The sequence below is a fragment of the Sandaracinobacteroides sayramensis genome, assembly GCF_022014495.1.
GTDB classification, from domain to species: domain Bacteria; phylum Pseudomonadota; class Alphaproteobacteria; order Sphingomonadales; family Sphingomonadaceae; genus Sandaracinobacteroides; species Sandaracinobacteroides sayramense.
Genome location: NZ_JAKLSQ010000007.1, coordinates 148,100 through 166,574, shown reverse-complemented (window position 1 = coordinate 166,574; position 18,475 = coordinate 148,100). Strand labels below are relative to the sequence as shown.

19 protein-coding genes are annotated in these 18,475 nt (G+C 66.2%); 15 read left to right on the top strand and 4 right to left on the bottom strand.

From position 1 onward, the window contains the following. The 5 genes from L6Q21_RS06285 to L6Q21_RS06265 are packed head-to-tail and all read left to right on the top strand — an operon-like array spanning position 1 to position 4,804. A complete protein-coding gene (locus L6Q21_RS06285; protein ID WP_237829829.1) occupies positions 1-1,119 on the top strand; it encodes a DUF3089 domain-containing protein in 1,119 nt (372 codons plus the stop codon). Next, on the top strand, positions 1,119-1,595 hold the full coding sequence (gene ruvX, locus L6Q21_RS06280) for a Holliday junction resolvase RuvX (RefSeq protein ID WP_237830030.1): 477 nt from the start codon (positions 1,119-1,121) through the stop codon (positions 1,593-1,595). The genes L6Q21_RS06285 and ruvX overlap by 1 nt, the downstream gene beginning before the upstream one ends. Before the next feature lie 10 nt (positions 1,596-1,605). Further along, the gene (locus tag L6Q21_RS06275) at positions 1,606-2,562 is read left to right on the top strand and encodes an aspartate carbamoyltransferase catalytic subunit (RefSeq protein ID WP_237829828.1); all 957 of its coding nucleotides are present in this window, start codon (positions 1,606-1,608) and stop codon (positions 2,560-2,562) included. After that, positions 2,562-3,791, top strand: coding sequence for a dihydroorotase (locus L6Q21_RS06270; protein ID WP_237829827.1), 1,230 nt, complete (start codon positions 2,562-2,564; stop codon positions 3,789-3,791). The genes L6Q21_RS06275 and L6Q21_RS06270 overlap by 1 nt, the downstream gene beginning before the upstream one ends. Next, entirely contained in the window at positions 3,791-4,804 is a 1,014-nt protein-coding gene (locus L6Q21_RS06265) for an SPOR domain-containing protein (protein WP_237829826.1), read from the top strand. Before L6Q21_RS06270 ends, L6Q21_RS06265 begins: the two co-directional genes overlap by 1 nt. 573 nt (positions 4,805-5,377) lie before the next feature. On the opposite strand, the gene L6Q21_RS06260 is transcribed toward L6Q21_RS06265, so the two are convergent. Next, positions 5,378-6,037 carry a DUF1013 domain-containing protein gene (locus L6Q21_RS06260; protein WP_237830028.1) on the bottom strand — a complete coding sequence of 220 codons (660 nt, stop codon included), beginning with the start codon at positions 6,035-6,037 and terminating at the stop codon, positions 5,378-5,380. A gap of 426 nt (positions 6,038-6,463) precedes the next feature. Here L6Q21_RS06260 and L6Q21_RS06255 point away from each other — a divergent pair, with 426 nt between their 5' ends. Next, positions 6,464-6,895, top strand: coding sequence for a DUF4112 domain-containing protein (locus L6Q21_RS06255; RefSeq protein ID WP_237829824.1), 432 nt, complete (start codon positions 6,464-6,466; stop codon positions 6,893-6,895). Here the strand turns inward: L6Q21_RS06255 and L6Q21_RS06250 are convergent. Continuing rightward, entirely contained in the window at positions 6,885-7,460 is a 576-nt protein-coding gene (locus tag L6Q21_RS06250) for a thiamine phosphate synthase (RefSeq protein ID WP_237829823.1), read from the bottom strand. The two genes, L6Q21_RS06255 and L6Q21_RS06250, sit on opposite strands and share 11 nt — an antisense overlap. A 25-nt stretch (positions 7,461-7,485) precedes the next feature. Between L6Q21_RS06250 and L6Q21_RS06245 the strand changes: the two genes are divergently transcribed. Then, positions 7,486-8,184 carry a YggS family pyridoxal phosphate-dependent enzyme gene (locus L6Q21_RS06245; RefSeq protein WP_237829821.1) on the top strand — a complete coding sequence of 233 codons (699 nt, stop codon included), beginning with the start codon at positions 7,486-7,488 and terminating at the stop codon, positions 8,182-8,184. A 234-nt stretch (positions 8,185-8,418) separates the two neighbouring features. Then, positions 8,419-8,898, top strand: coding sequence for a PEPxxWA-CTERM sorting domain-containing protein (locus tag L6Q21_RS06240; RefSeq protein WP_237829819.1), 480 nt, complete (start codon positions 8,419-8,421; stop codon positions 8,896-8,898). A gap of 353 nt (positions 8,899-9,251) precedes the next feature. Here L6Q21_RS06240 and L6Q21_RS06235 read toward each other — a convergent pair whose 3' ends face one another. Continuing rightward, positions 9,252-10,454 (bottom strand): pilus assembly protein TadG-related protein, encoded by a 1,203-nt coding sequence (locus L6Q21_RS06235; RefSeq protein WP_237829818.1) that lies wholly within the window; start codon positions 10,452-10,454, stop codon positions 9,252-9,254. Next, positions 10,451-10,870: a TadE/TadG family type IV pilus assembly protein gene (locus L6Q21_RS06230; protein ID WP_237829816.1), complete on the bottom strand. Its 420-nt coding sequence runs from the start codon at positions 10,868-10,870 to the stop codon at positions 10,451-10,453. The genes L6Q21_RS06235 and L6Q21_RS06230 overlap by 4 nt, the downstream gene beginning before the upstream one ends. 944 nt (positions 10,871-11,814) lie before the next feature. Here L6Q21_RS06230 and L6Q21_RS06225 point away from each other — a divergent pair. The 7 genes from L6Q21_RS06225 to L6Q21_RS06195 all read left to right on the top strand — a co-directional run bounded on the left by L6Q21_RS06225 (position 11,815) and on the right by L6Q21_RS06195 (position 18,470). Next, positions 11,815-12,000, top strand: coding sequence for a Flp family type IVb pilin (locus L6Q21_RS06225; RefSeq protein WP_237829815.1), 186 nt, complete (start codon positions 11,815-11,817; stop codon positions 11,998-12,000). A gap of 257 nt (positions 12,001-12,257) precedes the next feature. Further along, positions 12,258-13,106 (top strand): Flp pilus assembly protein CpaB, encoded by an 849-nt coding sequence (gene cpaB, locus L6Q21_RS06220; protein ID WP_237829814.1) that lies wholly within the window; start codon positions 12,258-12,260, stop codon positions 13,104-13,106. Beyond that, positions 13,106-14,479 (top strand): type II and III secretion system protein family protein, encoded by a 1,374-nt coding sequence (locus tag L6Q21_RS06215; protein WP_237829813.1) that lies wholly within the window; start codon positions 13,106-13,108, stop codon positions 14,477-14,479. Before cpaB ends, L6Q21_RS06215 begins: the two co-directional genes overlap by 1 nt. A 4-nt stretch (positions 14,480-14,483) precedes the next feature. Continuing rightward, positions 14,484-14,822, top strand: a complete 339-nt coding sequence (locus L6Q21_RS06210; protein ID WP_237829812.1) for a hypothetical protein — start codon at positions 14,484-14,486, stop codon at positions 14,820-14,822. Positions 14,823-14,857: 35 nt separating this feature from the next. After that, positions 14,858-16,066, top strand: a complete 1,209-nt coding sequence (locus tag L6Q21_RS06205) for a CpaE/TadZ family protein (protein WP_237829811.1) — start codon at positions 14,858-14,860, stop codon at positions 16,064-16,066. Next, positions 16,063-17,481 carry a CpaF family protein gene (locus tag L6Q21_RS06200; RefSeq protein ID WP_237829810.1) on the top strand — a complete coding sequence of 473 codons (1,419 nt, stop codon included), beginning with the start codon at positions 16,063-16,065 and terminating at the stop codon, positions 17,479-17,481. The genes L6Q21_RS06205 and L6Q21_RS06200 overlap by 4 nt, the downstream gene beginning before the upstream one ends. Then, complete coding sequence (locus L6Q21_RS06195; RefSeq protein ID WP_237829809.1) at positions 17,481-18,470, top strand: type II secretion system F family protein; 990 nt, start codon at positions 17,481-17,483, stop codon at positions 18,468-18,470. The genes L6Q21_RS06200 and L6Q21_RS06195 overlap by 1 nt, the downstream gene beginning before the upstream one ends. Positions 18,471-18,475 lie beyond the last annotated feature (5 nt).

Below are 18,475 nucleotides of genomic sequence, written 5' to 3'. Positions count from 1 at the left end.
ATGGCCCGCAAATTTCTCTGGCTGATCGCCATCCTGATCGGGTTGGTGCTGGTGGGCGCCATCGTCTGGCGGCTGTTCGCGCCGGACCTGCTGCGGCTCTCCTTCTCGCCCACGGTCAGCTTCGCGGAATCCGAACTGGCGCCGGCGCCCGATTATCAGGCGAAGGCAAGCTGGGTGGCGCACCCCGACATTCCCGGCAATCCCGGCCTCTGGACACCCGAAGGCTACAGCGCCGCGCCGAAACCGGCGGCGGCGGTGTTCTTCGTCAGCCCCACCGCCTGGCTGGGGCGCAGCCGCTGGAACGCACCGCTCGACGACGCCGACACCAACGAGCGGCTGGAGCGCTTCACCCGGATGCAGGCCAGCGCCTTCAACGGCGTCGCCGAAGTCTGGGTGCCGCGCTACCGGCAGGCGACCTATGGCGCCTTCCTGAAGCCCGGCCCCGATGCGTTGCAGGCGCTGGGGCTGGCCTACACCGATGTCGAGCGGGCGTTCGACGCCTTTCTGGCGGCGCAGCCCGCCGACCGGCCGATCATCCTCGCCGGGCACAGCCAGGGCTCGCTGCACCTGCTGCACCTGCTGAAGAGCCGGCGCGCGGCGCTGGGCGACCGGCTGGTCGCCGTCTACGCCGTGGGTTGGGTGGTGGCGATGCCCGAGGATACGGCGACGTTCGGCGTTCCCGCCTGCACCGGGCCGGGGCAGCATGGCTGCCTGCTGAGCTGGCAGACCTATGCCGCCGACGGCGAGATCGAAAAAGCGCTGGAAGCCTTGGCCGCAGTGCCCGACCTCTCCGGCAAGCCGCTGGCAGGCCGGCCGATGCTGTGCGTCAATCCGCTGACCGGCGGCTCGGGCAAGGCGGAAGCGGACCGCAACGCCGGCATGCTGGTGGAAGAGAAGCTGGTGCCGCACAAGGTGGGCGCCGCCTGCAACGATCGCGGGCTGCTGCTGATCTCGCCCACGCCCAAGGACGCCGGGCCTTTCGTGCTGCCGGGCGGCAATTTCCACGTCTACGACTATTCGCTGTTCTGGGCGAATGTCCGTGCGGACGTGGAGGCGCGGCTGTCCGCCCACGCCGAGGCGCATTTCGGCGCCGAAGAGCCGGTGAAGGCCGCCGCTTGATCCTGACGGCCGATGCGCAAGCCTTTGCCGAAGCGCTGCCGGCTAAGGGGCGCTTGCTGGGGCTGGATGTCGGCACCAAGGGCATCGGCCTGGCCACCGCCAGCGCCGACTGGCGCTTCGCCACCGCGCGCGAGACGCTGAAGCGCGGCAAGCCCTCGGCCGACATCGAGGCGCTGAAGACGCTGGCGGAGAAGGAGGGGATCACCGGGCTGGTGATCGGCCTGCCGCTGTCGATGGATGGCTCAGACACCACCCGCACCCAGTCCGTCCGGGCGCAGGCGCGCAACCTGCTGAAGGCGCTGGAGCGGCCGATCCTGCTCTGGGACGAGCGGTGGAGCACGGTCGCCGTCGAGCGGGCGATGATCGAGGCCGACGTCAGCCGGGCGAAGCGCGCCGAACGGGTGGACGCGCTTGCGGCAGCGCATATCCTGGAAGGGGCGCTGGCCCGTCTTGCCCATGTGGCGGCCGGGGGGTAAGCCGGCCTGCGTGACACGCGATCCCGAGGCCCCCGCTTTTCCGCACCCCCACCTCCTCGGCATCGAGGGGCTGTATCCGTGGGAGATTTCCTGTCTTCTGGACGAGGCCGAGCAATGGGTGGAGGCCGGCCGCCGCGCCCGCAAGCATGACGGGCGGCTGGCGGGGCTGACGCAGATCAACGCCTTCTTCGAGAACAGCACCCGCACGCTTCTCAGCTTCGAGATCGCCGGCAAGCGGCTGGGGGCGGATGTGGTGAACCTTGCCGCCGGCTCCTCCAGCCTGAAGAAGGGCGAGACGCTGCTGGACACGGCGCTGACGCTGAACGCCATGCGGCCGGACGTGATCGTGATCCGCCACGAAAGCTCCGGCGCGGTGGCGCTGATCGCGGAGAAGGTGGACTGCCCGGTGCTGAACGCCGGAGACGGCCGGCACGAGCATCCGACGCAGGCGCTGCTGGATGCGCTGACCATCCGCCGCCGCAAGGGCCGGATCGAGGGGCTGCGCGTGGCGATCTGCGGCGACATCCTGCACAGTCGGGTGGCGCGCTCCAACTTCCACCTGCTGACGGCGCTGGGCGCCGAAGTGCGGGCGGTGGCGCCGCCGACGCTGATGCCGGCCTTCGTCGAGCGGCTGGGGGCAACCGCCTACACCGACATGGCCGCCGGGCTGGAAGGCGCGGATGTGGTGATGATGCTGCGCCTGCAACTGGAGCGGATGGAGGGCGCCTATGTCCCTTCCACCCGCGAATATTTCCGCGCCTTCGGGCTGACCCGGGAACGCCTGCGGGCGGCGGGGCCGGACGTGCTGGTGATGCACCCGGGGCCGATGAACCGGGGAGTGGAGATCGATTCGGCGGTGGCCGACGACATCCAGCGCTCGGCGATCACCGAGCAGGTGGAAATGGGGGTGGCGGTGCGCATGGCCTGCCTGGACGTGCTGACACGCGCGCGGCGGGGGGAAGGCTGATGCGGCCGATCCTGATCCGCAACGCCCTGCTGGTCGATCCCGCGACGGGCAAGGAACAGGCCGGCGACCTGCTGGTGGCCGAGCGGGCGATCGCCGATTTCGGCCATGGCCTCGCCGCCCCGGCCGAAGCCGAAATCGTCGAGGCGGACGGGCAGGTGCTGGCCCCCGGCCTGATCGACGCGACGGTCTTCCGCACCGATGTGGCGGCGGCCGTTGCCGGCGGCATCACCAGCGTGCTCTTGATGCCCGACCAGTCGCCTCCGCTCGACGATCCGGCGCTGGTGGAGCGGGCCGAACGGCTGGGGAAGCCCCGCCTCTGGGTGCGGCCGCTGGCGGCCGCCACGCGCGGGCTGAAGGGCCGGGAACTGGCGGAACTAAGCCTGATGAAGGAAGCCGGCGCCGTGGGCGTGGCGACCGGGCGGGCGGCGATCGCCGACGCGCAGGTTATGCTGAGATTGCTGCGCTACGCCGCCGGGCTGGGGCTGGTGGTGGTGTCGCACGCCGAATGCCCCTTCCTGACCGCGGGCGCGGTCGCGACCGAGGGCGAACATGCGACGCGGCTGGGGCTGGCCTCGGCGCCGGCCGGGGCGGAGGCGTTGCAGATTGCCCGCGACCTCAGGCTGGCCGAGGAAGCCGGGGCGGCGCTGCACTTCGCCTGCGTCAGCACAGCAGAGGGGGTGGAGCTGGTGCGCCGGGCGCAGGCGCGCGGCGCGGACGTGACCGCGGGGACTGCACCGGCCTATGCCCTGCTCTCGGAAACGGCGCTGATCGGCTATCGCAGCTTCGCCCGGCTGTCGCCGCCGCTGCGTTCGGAAGCGGATCGCGAAGCGGTGCGCGCCGGGCTGGCGGACGGCACCATTTCCATGCTGGTCAGCCGCCACGACCCGCGCACCGAAGAGGAAAAGCGCCTGCCCTTCGCCGATGCCGAACCGGGGGCGGCGGGCTGCGCCACCTTGCTGGCGCTGGGGCTTTCGCTGGTGCACGATGGCCTGCTGTCGCGCGCGCAATTGCTGGCGCTGCTGTCGGCCAATCCGGCGCGGCGCTTCGGGCTTCCGGGCGGAGCGCTGGAGCGGGGCGCGCCGGCCGACCTGCTGCTGTTCGACTCCGGTTCACCCTGGCGGATCGATGCTGACGACCTGCCGGGCCTAGCCGGAAATACCCCCTTCGACGGGCTTCCGGTGCAAGGCCGGGTGCGACTGCTGCTGAAGGGCGGGGAGAGATTGATCTGATGCGGAACCTCGTGATTTCAGCCTGTTGCCTTCTGCTGGCCGGTCCGGCGTTCGCCAGCGTCCAGTCCGGGCAGGAAAAGTGGAAGGCCGGCGACTGGGACGGGGCGGTCGCCGAATGGCTGACGCCGGCGTCGCGCGGCGACGCGGAAGCGATGTTCAACATGGGCCAGGCCTATCGGCTGGGCCGGGGCGTGCCGCAGAATTCGGCGACCGCGATCGAGCATTACCGCCGCGCCGCCGAGAAGGGCCATGTGGGGGCGATGACCAATCTGGGCATCAGCCTCTATCAGGAAGGCCATAAGCATGAGGCGCTGAACCAGTTGCGGCAGGCGGCCGACAAGGGCGACCTGCGCGCTTCCTATGTGCTGGGGGTGGCGACTTTCGGCGGCGACGGCACGCCGCGCAACCCGGCGCTGGGCTATGCCTATGTGGCGCGCGCGCGGGACGGCGGGCTGGCGGTGGCGAGCGCGCAGGCGGCGCGGATGGCGACGCTGATGACGGCCGACGACCGGGCGAAGGGCGAGGCGACGGCCGCCGCGCTTGCGTCCGGCAAGCCGGTGGCGGTGGTGCTGGCCGAACAGTCGGCGCCGAGGCCGGCGGCCGAACCGGTGCAGGTGGCGGATGCCTCCGGCGCGATCGAAAGCGAGGACGAGGCCGAGGAGGCGCCCGCGAAGCCGGTGCCGGCAAAGCCTTCCACGCCGGCGAAGGCGAGGGGGGCGGAAAAGGCCGCCAGCGAGTCGCGCGCAAAGGAGAAGGCGGCCGACAGCGCCGAGGCGCAGGGCGATGGCTGGAAGGTGCAGTTGGGCGCCTACGCCAACCAGGGGGCGGCGCGCACCGCCTGGGCGACCCTCGTCTCGCAGTCGGCGACGCTGCTGAAGGGGCAGAAGCCCATCTACGCCCCGCGCGGCAATCTGGTGCGCCTGCAGGTCGGGCCATATGGCGAGCGGGGCGAGGCGGCGGAGCTTTGCACCAAGCTGGCGGCGGCGGGCCGCCCCTGCTTCGTGACGCGCTGACTCGACTCGGCGGTAGCCTTCCAAAGGCGATTATGCAGTTTACGAACCAACGGCAATTGTGCGGTCGCCGACCTGACACCGGACATTTCCAACAGCCGTCACCCCGGGCTTGACCCGGGGTAACGGTTGTCTTCCTCAAGCGAATCGCCGGCAGAAAAGCTGGACCCCGGGTCAAGCCCGGGGTGACGAGGGCGTTGCATAGCCGCCGCTTCCCACCGGAACCGACGTTCGCCATGCGGGTTCGCAAAGCGCACAATCACCCTTCCGAGCCGCTGCTTCCGGGCAAAAAAAGAGCCGCTGCGCTTTAGGGCGCAGCGGCCAGGGTTCAGGGAGGGAGCGTCCGGCACCATGAGGTGCCCTGACACTCGCGCGGGCGGCAAAAGGGGGATAACGCCAGCCCGCAAACGCCATTTGGGTCGCATGACAGGGAATTTCAAGAGGGCCGATGCAATAAATGCGAATAAATCGCATTAAGCTCCCCGATTCCGCGATGAGCCGCAGCCATGGCACGCCACCCCGACCTGGCGCGGGTCAGGGTGGCGAGCTGCACCGGATGCCGGCTGATAGCTTCGGCTATTCCTGTGTGCGGAACAGGGTTTCGGCGGTGTGCTCGCGCGGGGCGATTCCGTCTTCCTCGCCCTCCTGCGTCTGCGCTTCGCGCTCGGCGCGCAGTTCGGCCAGCATCGCTTCCCGGTCGGCGCCAAGGCGTCCGTCGTCCTGCGGCGTCACCCCCGCCTTCTTGGCGGCGGCGGCGACCAGCGCGTCCAGTTCCCGCTGCGAGCAGAGGCCGAGCGTCACCGGGTCCTTGGGGGTGATGTTGGCGATGTTCCAATGCTCGCGGTTGCGGATCGCGGCGATGGTGGTCTTGGTGGTGCCGATCAGCTTGGAAATCTGCCCGTCGGTGATTTCCGGATGGTTGCGGATGATCCAGGCGATGCCGTCCGGCTTGTCCTGCCGCTTGGCGAGCGGAGTGTAGCGCGGGCCGGAGGTGCGGCGCACCTGCGCCGGGCCGGCCGAGATCTTCAGCCGATAGGCGGGATCGGAATGGCCCTTGTCGATTTCCGCCTGCGCCAGTTCGCCGGCGCGGATCGGGTCGCGCGGGGTCAGCTTGGTGGCGGCGGTCTCGTCGGCGATCGCCTGCACTTCCAGAGCGTGGATCTGGCAGAAGGCGGCGATCTGCGCGAAGGTCAGCCCCGTATTCTCGACGAGCCAGGTCGCGGTCGCGTGCGGCATCAGCGGCTGGGCCTGCTTCACATGCTTCAGGCTGGTGGCCATGGCTTTGTCCTCAAAATCCTCGGCGAATGATGTTCGGCGGAATAAGATATGAAAACGGCCACCCCGTGGAGGGATGGCCGAACGAGCCGCGAGAGTAAGGCGACGAAGGCCGAAGTGCAAGCCTTCATGCGTTCGACTGGCGCCTCCGCTCGAACAGCACGAGATCATTCGTCGCCCCGGGCTTGACCCGGGGTCCAGCTATTTTTGCGCGATGCGGCGGAAACGAAAAGCTGGACCCCGGGTCAAGCCAGGGGCGACGGGAGATTGTGGCAGCGGCGGGCGCTGGCCATCTCCCCGCCTGAAGCTCTCTTGAAATCATGCTCCGCAGGGCCATCTTTCCCCCGCTGCCGCGGATCGACGGCCGCGAAAGGAGACTGGCAGGCGATGGCGACAGCCGCGACGCTGGAAGGTTTTGACGGGCTGGCTACGGTGCTGGGCGTGTCGCGCAGCCCGCGCGATGTGCGTTCGCGGCTGATTGTGCTGGAACGGATCCTGGAAGGCGCGGTGCGCCTGCCGGGGAACCAGCGCGTCGGTCTGGACGCCTTCATCGGGCTGGTGCCGGTGGTGGGCGACCTGATCTCGGCGACGATCGGCACCTATCTGGTCTGGGAAGCGCGCAATGTGGGCGTGTCGCGCTGGGCCTGCGCCCGCATGCTGGGCCGGGTGGGGCTGGACGCGGCGCTGGGCGCGATCCCCGTGGCTGGCGACTTGCTGGACTTCTTCTATCGCTCCAACACCCGCAACGTGAAGCGCATCCTCGCCCATATCGAAAAGCACCACCCCGGCGCCGGAGTGATCGACGGCGTCAGGCTCTGACCCAATAATCGATCGCGCCGAATCCGGCGGCGCCCAGCGGCTTCAGCCGCCGCGCCCTTTCCCGGCTCATCCCGCCCAGCGCCAGAACCGGCCCGCGCGCTTGTCGTGCGATCAGCCCGAAGCGGGCCGGCCCCAGCGCCGTGGCGCCCGGATGGCTGCGCGTCGGGAAAACGGGGGACAGGAACACCATATCCGCGCCGCGCGCGAAGGCCTGCGCCACCTCGCGGGCGTCATGCGCGGCGGCGGTGACGAACCGGCCGTGCGCCGGGCTCCGATCGCCGGCCGGCCGGTGCACGCCTGCGTGGGCGGCGCCGGGGGCCTGCGGCAAGCGGCTGACGGCGATCTTCAGCCCCCGCCGCCGCGCCAGCGCCTGCAGTTGCACAAGGAGAGCAACTCGTTCCGCGTTGCTCCAGCCATAGTGGCGGAAGAGGATGCCGCTACCACGCGGCAGGTTGCGCACGGCTCGCCACAGCGGGTCGGCCGGGTTCCGGCCGCCGAGGCGTTCGTCGGTGAACAGCCACAGGGTCGGAATCCGTTGCCCGGCGCCACTTTTCCTTGAGGCCATCACCGCTCCGCTCTACCGCCACCGGATGAAGAAGGCCATCGCCACCCCCGCGCCCACGCTTGAAGGCTCCGCCGAAGAAAGGCTGCGCGCGCTCCGCCATGCGCTTGCCGAGGCGGCCCGGGCCGGGGGGCACGCCGAACCGAAGCTGATCGCTGTCAGCAAAAGCTTCAAGGCAGACGACATCCGCCCGCTGATTGCCGCGGGCCAGCGCCTGTTCGGAGAGAATCGGGTGCAGGAAGCCGCCGCCAAATGGCCGGAGCTGATGGCGGAAACGCCGGGCCTGGAACTGCATCTGGTGGGGCAGTTGCAATCGAACAAGGCGGCGGAGGCGGTGGCGCTGTTCGCGGCGATCCACAGCCTCGACCGATCCTCGCTGGTGTCCGCCTTGGCGCGCGCCTGCGATGCGCGGGGAAGCCAGCCGCACCTGTTCGCGCAGGTGAACATCGGCGCGGAAGCGCAGAAGGGCGGGGTGGCGATAGAAGCGCTGCCGGCGCTGCTGGCCGAAGCACGGGACGCCGGCCTCGGCGTTTCCGGGCTGATGGCGGTGCCGCCGCTGGACAAGGACCCGGCCCCCTATTTCGCGCTGCTGGCCAAACTGGCGGCCCGGCACGGTCTCTCCGGCCTCAGCATGGGCATGAGCGCGGATTATGACATTGCCGCGACGCTGGGAGCCACCCATGTGCGCGTCGGCTCCGCTTTATTTGGTAAACGAATGTTAATATAAATATTCACCGTTAATATGAAGTAAATATCAATTCAAGGCGAAATGCCTGCCAAATTGTAAAGCATCGTCAAAACCGCTGGTCATCGGCTTGTAACAGGAAATCCCTGGGCTCATATTGAGAGCACAGGGTATTTTTGTTGGTTCTTCAGTATTGCGGAAGTGTTCCGTCGGATCGTGGGATGATCCGGCGACAGCCCTTGCGCATCAGTTGGACAGGGTCGGAACATGGTTGGAATGAAGGAAATCTGCGCGCTGCTGCTCGCGGGCGGGGTGGGCGCTGGCTCGGTTGTGACGGTTCAGCAAGTGAAGCCTGCTGTCAGCAAGCCGAAGAAGAAGCCGATTGCGCCCAAGGCGCACAAGACGGCTTCGCGCAATGTCACACAGACGCAGATCACGGACTGCCCGGCGGTGGCCGCGCCGCTGGGCGGCGGCATAGCCGATCTGGCGCCGCTGCCGTCGTTCGAGACGTTCGTGCCCGGAAGCGCGCTTCCTTCTTCGCCAGTGGCCTTCGTGCCGGACGGCGGGGTGGTTTTCCCGGGAGGTGGCGGCGGCGGAAGTGGCGGCGGCGGTGGCGGCCCCGTTTTCCCGCCCTCCCCGGCGCCGGGCGTGCCGCAGCCGGCGAGTTGGGCGATGATGCTGACCGGCTTCGGCCTCGTCGGGCTGGCGATGCGCAAGGGCAGTGGCCCGGCGGAGAATCTCCCGAAAAGCACCTGAGCGCGGACTTGATCGGGAAAAGAAGGGCGATTGTGCAGTTTACAAACCGACGGCAATTGTGCGGTCGCCGAGTTGACACCGGGCATTTCCAACACACGTCACCCCGGGCTTGACCCGGGGTTCTGCTGTCTTCCTCAAGCACTGCGCCGGCAGAAAAGCTGGATCCCGGGTCAAGCCCGGGGTGACGAGGGAGTTGCATAGCCGCTGCTTGCCACCCGAACCGACATTCGCCGCGTGGGTTTGCAGACTGCATGATCGCCAAAAGAAAAGGGGCGGTCCGATCCGGACCGCCCCTTCTTTTCGTCGCCGGAGCTTGACGCGCCTCTCGGCGGCCCCGTCGTCCGTAAGCCAGACTAGCCCACCAGCCGGGTCTTGCCGTCGCCCAGGATGCCGGACTTCGGGCACTTCATCACCATGGTGATATCGTCGAAGTCGCGGTCGCTGCCGCTGGTACGGTCTTCCCAGCCGAAATACATATATTTGCCGGGCACGCAGGGTTGCGTTTCCTTGTTCGGATTGCGGTTCCTGCCCTTGGGCACATTGCTGCCGGGCTTCGACGGATCGCATTTGTCCAGCGAATCGCAGCGCACCGTTTCCAGGATGTTGTTGCTGCCCAGCCCCGGGAAGCTTTCCACCCCGGCCGTGATCCGGGTGTCGGTGTAATGCTTTTTGGCATTGTTGACGTTGATGCCGTCCCACTGCTCGCTTGTCAGCTTCCCGTCATACCCACTGAAACCCTGATAGTTCCGCAGGTGGAAGCTAAGGCTTTGGCCGGCCTTGTCGCACTTCGGCCAATCCAGCGGCTCTTTCGCCACCTGCGTGACCTTGCCCTTGCTGATCGTGATGATGTCGGCAGCGTTTGTGATCTTCGCGCCATTTCGGATCGTTTTGCCTTTGTAGGTGACGTCTTTCCCGGTGTAGGTCGTGGGAAGCTTCAGATTGTTGCCGATCAACGTCTCCGTGTTTGCCACACGCTTGCCGGCGGCATTGTCATAACAATAGGCATAGAGTTCATTGTAGTCCCAAGCCTCGTTGTCGAGCAGCATCCGCTCCGGCGGCTCGTACTGCACGTTCAGCTGCCGCGCCGCGGTGGCTTCCGCGCGCAGCGAAATTTCGTCCGGACCCCAGAACACCGAAAGGATGCGCTTGGCGGCATTGCCCCGTTCGGGCGAGCGTTGGGTGATCACGCGAACGGCATTGGCATCCGGCCCGCTGCCGGCCACAAAGCCCTTGGCGGTGCTGTAGTTGCCGATCGTCACGTCGGACGCCTTCGTCATCTCGCCGAAGTCCTTGGGGACGTTGAGGCCGACGAATCGGATCGCCTCGTTCACCGAAGCGCCAGGCGTGTCGAGCGCCTTCACGCCGGCAAGCGCCCCGGCATCCGCCGCCGCCTGCATGCGGCTGTTGATGATTCGGTAATTGGTGAAATCGATGGCGAACGCCGCCGAACCGATAAGGACCGGGACGGAGACGGCCATGACCATGGCGACCACACCCTTCCTGTCGTCGCGCAGGGCGCGCAGGTTGCGCGCGATTCGATTTTCTTTGCTGATCATGCCCCTACCTCCACGAACGGAAGTTCCTGTTTCATTTCCACCGAACTTGAGATGTCGGTGGTCTGCGCCTTGGTGAAGAAGCCGATCGGCGTAGCTTTGGCGATCGGCAGGTCCGTCGTCATGGTGATGACATTGGTCGCCGGATTGGATGGTGCCGACTGGTTGACCGAAACGGTTACCGAATCGCTCGCCCAGGGCGGCATGCGCCTTTTCAGCTCCGCCTCGGCCTGGCCGGGCATCAATGTGTTCACAGCCAGTTGCCGCGTCACGTCCCGCGTGGCGGCCTGCATGTTGCCGTAGGTGAAATAGACGAAGCTATACTCCACCATGCCCATGAACATGCTGATGAAAAGCGGCATCACCAGCCCGAACTCGGCAGCGACCGCGCCCCGGCGACTGCGAGCCAGCTTCGCCATTGTGCTTGATTTGCGTGACCCCATTTTCTCACCCTCCTGCAGATAAATTTCATATCCGCAATATTGTGAATTTGACGCTATATCTGTCTTTAGCGAGATGGAGTCAATATGGCTTTTCACGACAATGGGTTGGAGGACATAGTTAGTTTACAATTCAGATACAATCAGCGTGGGTGGCTGGTTTTGCAGCTCGGCAATATTTGAATGTGAGAGTCCTTGCCCTTCAGAGATAGGGGTTTCTGACCTTGCTCTGGACAGCGCGCCGCCATTCGTCACCCCGGGCTTGACCCGGGGCCCGGCTTTCGCAGGCCAAGTGCTTGAAGTAAAACATGGACTTCGGGTCAAGTCCCGGGGTGACGGGGCGAGTTTGGAATAGCGAATGGCAGGGGAGCGAAGTTGGAGGCGACGAGTTGCGATCGATGTTCGGTGTCCGGGCAGGGATTGCCTCTCTTTCCCTCGAATCGACTCGCCTATGGATGCAATTCTGCTTGTGTCCGGTGAATTCCTGGACACGGAGACTGCGATTCGACGAGTCGGGACTTTCTATGCGGTAGAAAACGCAGTGGCAGGTTTATCGGTCGGGCGATTGATTTGCCGGCGCGCAGCTGCCCTGCGGCCCCGAGATACGGCCCCTGCTGGTATGCGATGCCACTTCATATGGTAGGTCCGGCCGCTTAGGACATGCTGCCGCAAAGCTTGCCGGAATGTTAACCAATGCAAAAAACCCATATCTCCAAGGGGGTTCCCGGCATTTTCTCTATTGCAACCCAAAATGGATATGGTTACCAGTCGGGGCAGAGGCACGGATCGGGGCGAAACCCGGCGCTCTTAACGGGGGGTCGGACTTTCAAGACGATGAAGTGCCCGCAGCGGCCAGTCTCCAGAAACGACTGGTTTAACTACAATGCCGGAAAATCCGGCCAATTAAATAGGGAAGTCGCAAAATGAAGAACTTCATGCAAAAGCTTCTGTCCGACAAGTCCGGCGCTTCGGCTGCGGAATACGGCCTGATCCTCGCCGTGATCGGCGGCCTCATCATCGTCGGCATCACGGCACTTGGAAACAATCTCAACGGCGCTTTCCAAGCCTCGGCTGACAAGATCAAAGTCGAATCTGACAAGCTGGGCTAAGTCTTCAAGTGCCCTCTTGGGCACTTTGACCTGCGCTTAAGAATCCGGGCCTCGCGCTTTCGCGGCGCGAGGCCCACTTCCCATTTCCGCGTTCTAAAACCAAAATGGATGCCTTTTAGCAACAGGTCTATGGAGAACAGGAAAATTCTTCGTGTAACTCTTGCGCGAAGCAGAAATTAACCATAGCGATTCCGGGAAACTGGCGCTGACCGGCTCCGCCGCTGAGGCGCCCAATAACCAGAAGGTGTCAAGGGGTCATGCGCCGATCGTCCATCTTCCTGTTAGTCGGAGCGGTTTTGCTCGGCCTAATGGCTGTGCTAGGCGTCAAGACGATGATGGGCAATGCCGCCAAGCCGGTAGCGGAAGCCCCGAAGACTTATGCAGTGGTGGCGGGTCGGGCGCTAAAGTTTGGTGAAAAGCTTGATGCGCAGGCACTCAAGCTCGCGCCTTGGCCCGGCACCTTGCCCGACGGATCTTACACGGAAGTAAGGGATGCAATAGCCGATGGTAGTCGCACGGCTCTTCGTGATATCAAAGAGGGCGAATTGCTGCTGGCCTCCGCCATTTCCGGTGAAGTGGGTCGCCTTGCTTCCTCTACGCTGCTCGGCCCGGAGATGCGGGCAGTTTCCATCCCGCTCGATGAAACCTCCGGCGCGGGCGGCTTCGTAGCCCCGGGAGATCGGGTGGACATCATCCTGACCCGCCAATTCGGAGACGAGGCAGCCTATGCCGCCGCTATCATTCAAGGTGTGCGCGTGCTGGCTGTCGGCCAGACGCAGGACACCTCAGCCAGCGAACCAGTGCTGGTAAAGTCCGCGACGGTGGAGGTAACGCCCAACGAAGCGCAGAAGCTGGTTCTGGCACAGAAGATCGGCCAGATTGCTCTGGCGCTGCGCCCCACAGGCGATGAGGCGCGGGTGCCGGTGGCGCTGACCAGCGCCAATGAGGCCTTCGGCATGCGGCCGCCGCCAACCGGCGGAGGGGCGTCCCACGCCAGTGCTCCGGCTGTGGCTTCCGGCGCCCCGCGTGTTGCCGCCGACACCTCCGGCACCGAGGTGCGGGTGGTGCGCGGAACGGAAACCACCAGCTATCGGGTGCCTCGCTGATGCGCAGAAATTCCCTTTCCCCGAAACCGGTTCGCGCTGCGCTGGTGGCGGCGCTGTTCGCGGCCGCGCTTTCATTCCCCGGCGTTCCGGCCGAACTGAAGGCGCAGACGATCAGCACGGGTGACGCCCGCGCCGGAGCTGTGATGGCGGTGCCGGTCAACAAGTCGCAGGTGCTGAAGCTGGACCGCGCGTTCGCGAAAGCGATGATCGGCAATCCGGAAATCGCCGATGTGATGCCGCTCAACGCCAATAGCGTCTATGTGCTGGGGCGGGCGACGGGTTCCACCAACCTCGCGCTTTACGATCGCGGCGGCAATCTGATCGCCGTCGTCGATGTGGTGGTCGGCCCGGACGTGCTGGGGCTGAAGCGGCAGATTTCGGAAATGTTCCCCGGCGAGCCGGTGAGGATCAGCAATTCCAACGACGCGCTGGTGCTGGAGGGGCAGGTTTCCAGCCCCTTGGCCGCCGAGCGGATCATGGCGCTGGCCTCCACCTATGCGCCGGAAAAGGTGCTGAATCTGATGTCCGTCGGCTCGCCGCAGCAGGTGCTGCTGGAAGTGCGGGTGTCGGAAATGTCGCGCGGCACGGTGAAACAGCTTGGGCTGAGCCAGGTGAGTTGGAACGGCGGATCCGTCGTCGGCAATTCGAATATGGAGAGCGGCCCCTATATCGGCCGGATTGCCGGACTGTTCGGAACGAGTCTGGATATCCAGTTTGAGGCGCTGGAACGGCAAGGCCTGATCCGCACATTGGCCAATCCCAACCTTGTCGCCCTGTCCGGCGAATCCGCCAATTTCCTGGCGGGCGGCGAACTCCCGATCCCCTCCGGCGTGGATCGCGACGGACGGCTTTCCGTCGAGTTCAAGCCCTTCGGCGTGGCGGTCGCTTTCACGCCGACGGTGCTGGCGGACGGACTCATCAACCTGCGCGTGGCGCCGGAAGTCAGCTCCATCGACCGGGAAGTCGCCATCCAATTGTCGGGCACCAGCATCCCGGGGCTGAAGGTGCGGCGCGCCATCACCTCGCTGGAACTGCGCGACGGCCAGTCCTTCGCCATGGCCGGGCTCATCCAGTCGGACTATGCGAACAGCGTTCGCGGCGTTCCGCTGCTGGGCAAGCTGCCGATCATCGGCGCCCTGTTCCGCTCCACCTCGTTCCAGAAGAACGAAACCGAACTGGTGATCGTGGTGACGCCGCGGATCGTGCGCCCGGTGCGCGCCGATCAGGTCGCGCTCCCCACCGATCGCGTGCGGGAACCAGGGGCGATGGATCTCTTCCTCCTTGGAAAAACAGAAAAGGTCGTGCCGCTCTCGCCGTCATCCTCGCCGAAGCCCGGCGGAGTCGACGGGGAGTCCGGACATATCGTGAGGTGAGACTATGCAAACCGAGAAGCCGCAACTGGCCCGTATCGCATTGCCGCTGATGGCGGCGCCGCTGTTCCTCTATGGCGCAGCCAGCGCCCCGGCTTCGGCCGAGGACAAGGATTTCGGCTGCACCGTCCGCCGAAACATCGAAGTGCAGACGGTGAACCTGGATCCCCGTTACGAAGGCACGCTGATGGAAGGCGGCGTCGGCGTGCGCAGCGCCGCCGCCATCCGCCGCTACATGACGGACAAGGTCCGGCCGCTGCCGGGCGCCAGCATGGACTCGGCGGTGGGGCAGCAGGGCGGCGCCGGCAACACCAGCGGCGGCGACGTGACGGGCGCGGGCAAGTGACGGCGCACGAGCCCCTGACGACGGAAGGAGCCGGCGTGAACGGACCATCTCCCTGGCGGCGGGCGGAAGAGCGCGGGCCTTCGATGGGCGCGCCGCGTATCCTGATGCTGGTGAAAAGCGCTGGCCGGGCGCCCTCGCGCGAGCAGCTTCTGAGCGTCGGGCTGGAAAGCGTCGAAGCCGAGATTTCGCTCCACGAACTTGCCGAGGATTCACCGCTGCTGGCGGAAGCCGATGCGGTGGTGCTGGAGATCGCGCCGCGCGGCGCCGACCTCGAGGCGTTCGACCGCATCGTGCACATGACCGGCGGGCAATTGCCGGTGATCGCGGCGGTGGACGGGCTGACGGTGGCCGACACCCGCACGCTGCTGCGCGCCGGCGCGCTGGACGTGCTGCCGCTGCCCTTCACCGCCGAGGAACTGCGCCAGGCGGTGGAGCCGGCGCGGCGCCCGGCGCGGCCGGCGGCCAGCCGCGGCGCCCCGCAGCAACCCCGGCGGCAGGGCAAGGTGGTGGCCTTTCTGGGCACCACGGGCGGGGCCGGTGTCACCTCGGTGGCGACGCAACTGGGCATCCTGTGGGCGGCGAACGCCAAAGTGTGCTGCATCGATTTCGACGTGCAGTTCGGCAACGCCGCGCTGCTGATGGACCTGCGGCCGTCGCTGCACCTGGGGCATCTGATCGAGGACGCCGAGCGGCTGGACCCGGACCTGCTGCAATCGGTGGCGATGGCGCATCCCTCGGGCATGGCGCTGGTGGCCTGCCCCAGCGAGATGATGCCGCTGGACATCGTTTCCATTGAGTTCGTCGACCGGCTGCTGCGGCTGGCGACGCAGGTTTACGACGTGGTGCTGGTGGACCTGCCAAGCGCCTGGACGGAATGGACCGTGCGTGTGCTGCAACGGGCCGACACCATCGCCATGGTGACGGGCCTTGGCGTGCCGGGCCTGCACCAGGCGCGCCGGCAACTGGAGGTGATCGAGGCGAACGGCTTGATGCCGAAGCTGAAGATCGTCGCGAACCGGGTGCAGAAAGGCCTGTTCGGCAAGGTGGACCTGAAGGAAACCGAAGCGGTGCTCGGCCGCAAGGTGGAGTTCACCCTCGCCGACGACCCCGCCGCCGTCAGCGCCGCCAACGACGAGGGGCGCTCGCTGAAGGAGGTGAAGCCTTCGTCGCGCGTGCTGAAGGATCTGAAGGCGCTGGCCGAGTCTTTGCAGACGGCCGCGGCCGTTGACGGAGGCGGGCAATGATCTGGCCCGGCCGCAAGGACGGCGCCGCCAGCCGGCTGGCGCCGACTCCAGCCGCCGCGCCCGCCCCGGAGCCGAAGGCCGCGCCCAAGCCGGACGCCGCGCCCGCCCCGAAGAAGGCGGATGTGCCGCGCATGGACAGCAACACCGAACTGAAGGTGGAACTGCACCAGAATCTGCTCAGCCGCATCAACCTCGCCGCGCTGGAATCCATGACCCGCGAGCAGGTGGGGCGCGACATCGGCGACATCGTCACCGAGATGCTGAAGGAAATGAACCACGCGCTGAACCTGGCCGAGCGCCGGCAGCTGGTGGAAGACATATTGGACGAGCTTCTGGGGCTGGGGCCGCTCGAGCCGCTGCTGAAGGACCCGTCCATCACCGAAATCATGGTGAACACGGCCTTCATCGTCTTCATTGAGCGCGCCGGCCGGATCGAGGAGACGCGCGCCGCCTTCGCCGACAACCGCCACCTGCTCAGGATCATCCAGAAGATCGTCTCGGGGATGGGGCGGCGGATCGACGAAAGCTCGCCGATGGTGGACGCCCGCCTGCCGGACGGCAGCCGGGTGAACGCCATCATCCCGCCGCTGGCGGTGGACGGGCCGATCCTGACGATCCGGAAATTCTCCAAGACGCCGATCGACATGGACAAGCTGGTGTCGTTCGGCGCCATGCCCGAAGCTTGCGCCGAGACGCTGCGGGCGGTGGTGAAGGGCCGGCGCAACGTGCTGATCTCGGGCGGGACCGGCTCGGGCAAGACGACAATGCTGAACGCCATGTCCGCCTCCATCGGCGAGCATGAGCGGATCGTGACCATCGAGGATTCGGCGGAACTGCAGCTGCAGCAGCGTCACGTCATCCGGCTGGAAACCCGGCCCGCGAATATCGAGGGGCGCGGCGAGATCAACCAGCGCGACCTCGTGAAGAACTCGCTGCGGATGCGGCCGGACCGGGTCGTGCTCGGCGAGTGCCGGGGCGGCGAGGCGTTCGACATGCTGCAGGCGATGAACACCGGCCACGATGGCTCGATGACGACGATCCACGCCAACACGCCGCGCGACGCGCTTTCCCGTCTGGAGCAGATGATCGGCATGTCGGGGCTGGAGATCAGCCCGAAGGCGGCGCGCTCGCAGATCGCGTCGGCCATTCATGTGGTCTTGCAGCTGGAACGCCTGTCGGACGGGAAGCGGCGGCTCACCTCGCTGGCGGAAGTGACCGGCATGGAAGGCGAGACGGTGCTGATGCAGGAGATCTTCCGCTTCGACCGGCAGGGGATCGACGCGCAGGGCAATGTGATCGCCGAACTGAAGCCGACAGGTATCCGGCCGAAGTTCATGGAATATCTGAGCGCGCGCGGCATCAACCTGCCCGGCAGCCTGTTCGATCCCTATCGCCGGCTGGACTCGGCCGCCTGATGTTGCCCGACAGCAGCACCCTCGTCCTGACGCTGTTGTTCTTCGGCGTCGTCCTCCTCGTGGAGGGGGCCTATTATTATTATCGGGACGTGCATGCGCCGAAATCGCGCGTGGGTCGGCGGCTGGATTCGCTGCGCTCGGGCGGGATGGCGACCGAGGTGCAGGCCTCGCTGAAGCGGGAAAAGCAGTCGCGTAGCGAAACGCTGGTTTCCTCGATCCTCAACAAGCTGGAGCTGAAGCTGACCCAGGCCGGGATGCGGATGACGGCGGAGCGGCTGCTGATGCTGATGGGCGTGGCGACCGCGGGCATCGCCCTAGCCGCGCCGATCCTGCTGGGCATCGCCGACATGCTGAATTCGGTGACCGCCTTCATCCTGGTGCTCGTGTTCGCCGTGGCGATCGGCACGGTGCTGCCGCTCATCCTCCTCGATCGCAAGGCGGCCAAGCGGATGAAGAAGTTCGAGGAGCAGTTTCCTGTCGCCCTCGACATCTTCGTGCGGGGCCTGCGCGCCGGTCACCCGGTGACGGGCGCCCTGGACCTTCTGGTGGAGGAAATGCCCGACCCGATCGGCTCGGAATTCGCGATGGTCGTCGCCGAAATCAGCTATGGCTATGACCTGCGCGACGCGCTCGACAATCTCGCCGGGCGTGTGCAGACGACGGACATCCAGATGTTTTCCGTCTGCGTAGCCATCCAGGCGGAAACGGGGGGGAATCTTGCCGACATTCTGGAAGGGCTCTCCAAGGTGATCCGCGAACGGCAGTCGATGGTGCTGAAGGTCCGCGCACTGGCGTCGGAGGGCAAGATGACGGCGATCGTGCTTTCAGTTCTGCCTATCGGCACTTTCCTCTTCGTCTTTTCCACCCAGCCACACTTCTATCTTGATGTGGTGGATGATCCCTGGTTCCTGCCTGGCCTGATCGGCCTTTCGGCCTGGTATACGATGGGCATCATGCTGATCCGCAAGCTAGTGGACCTGAAGGTCTGACCATG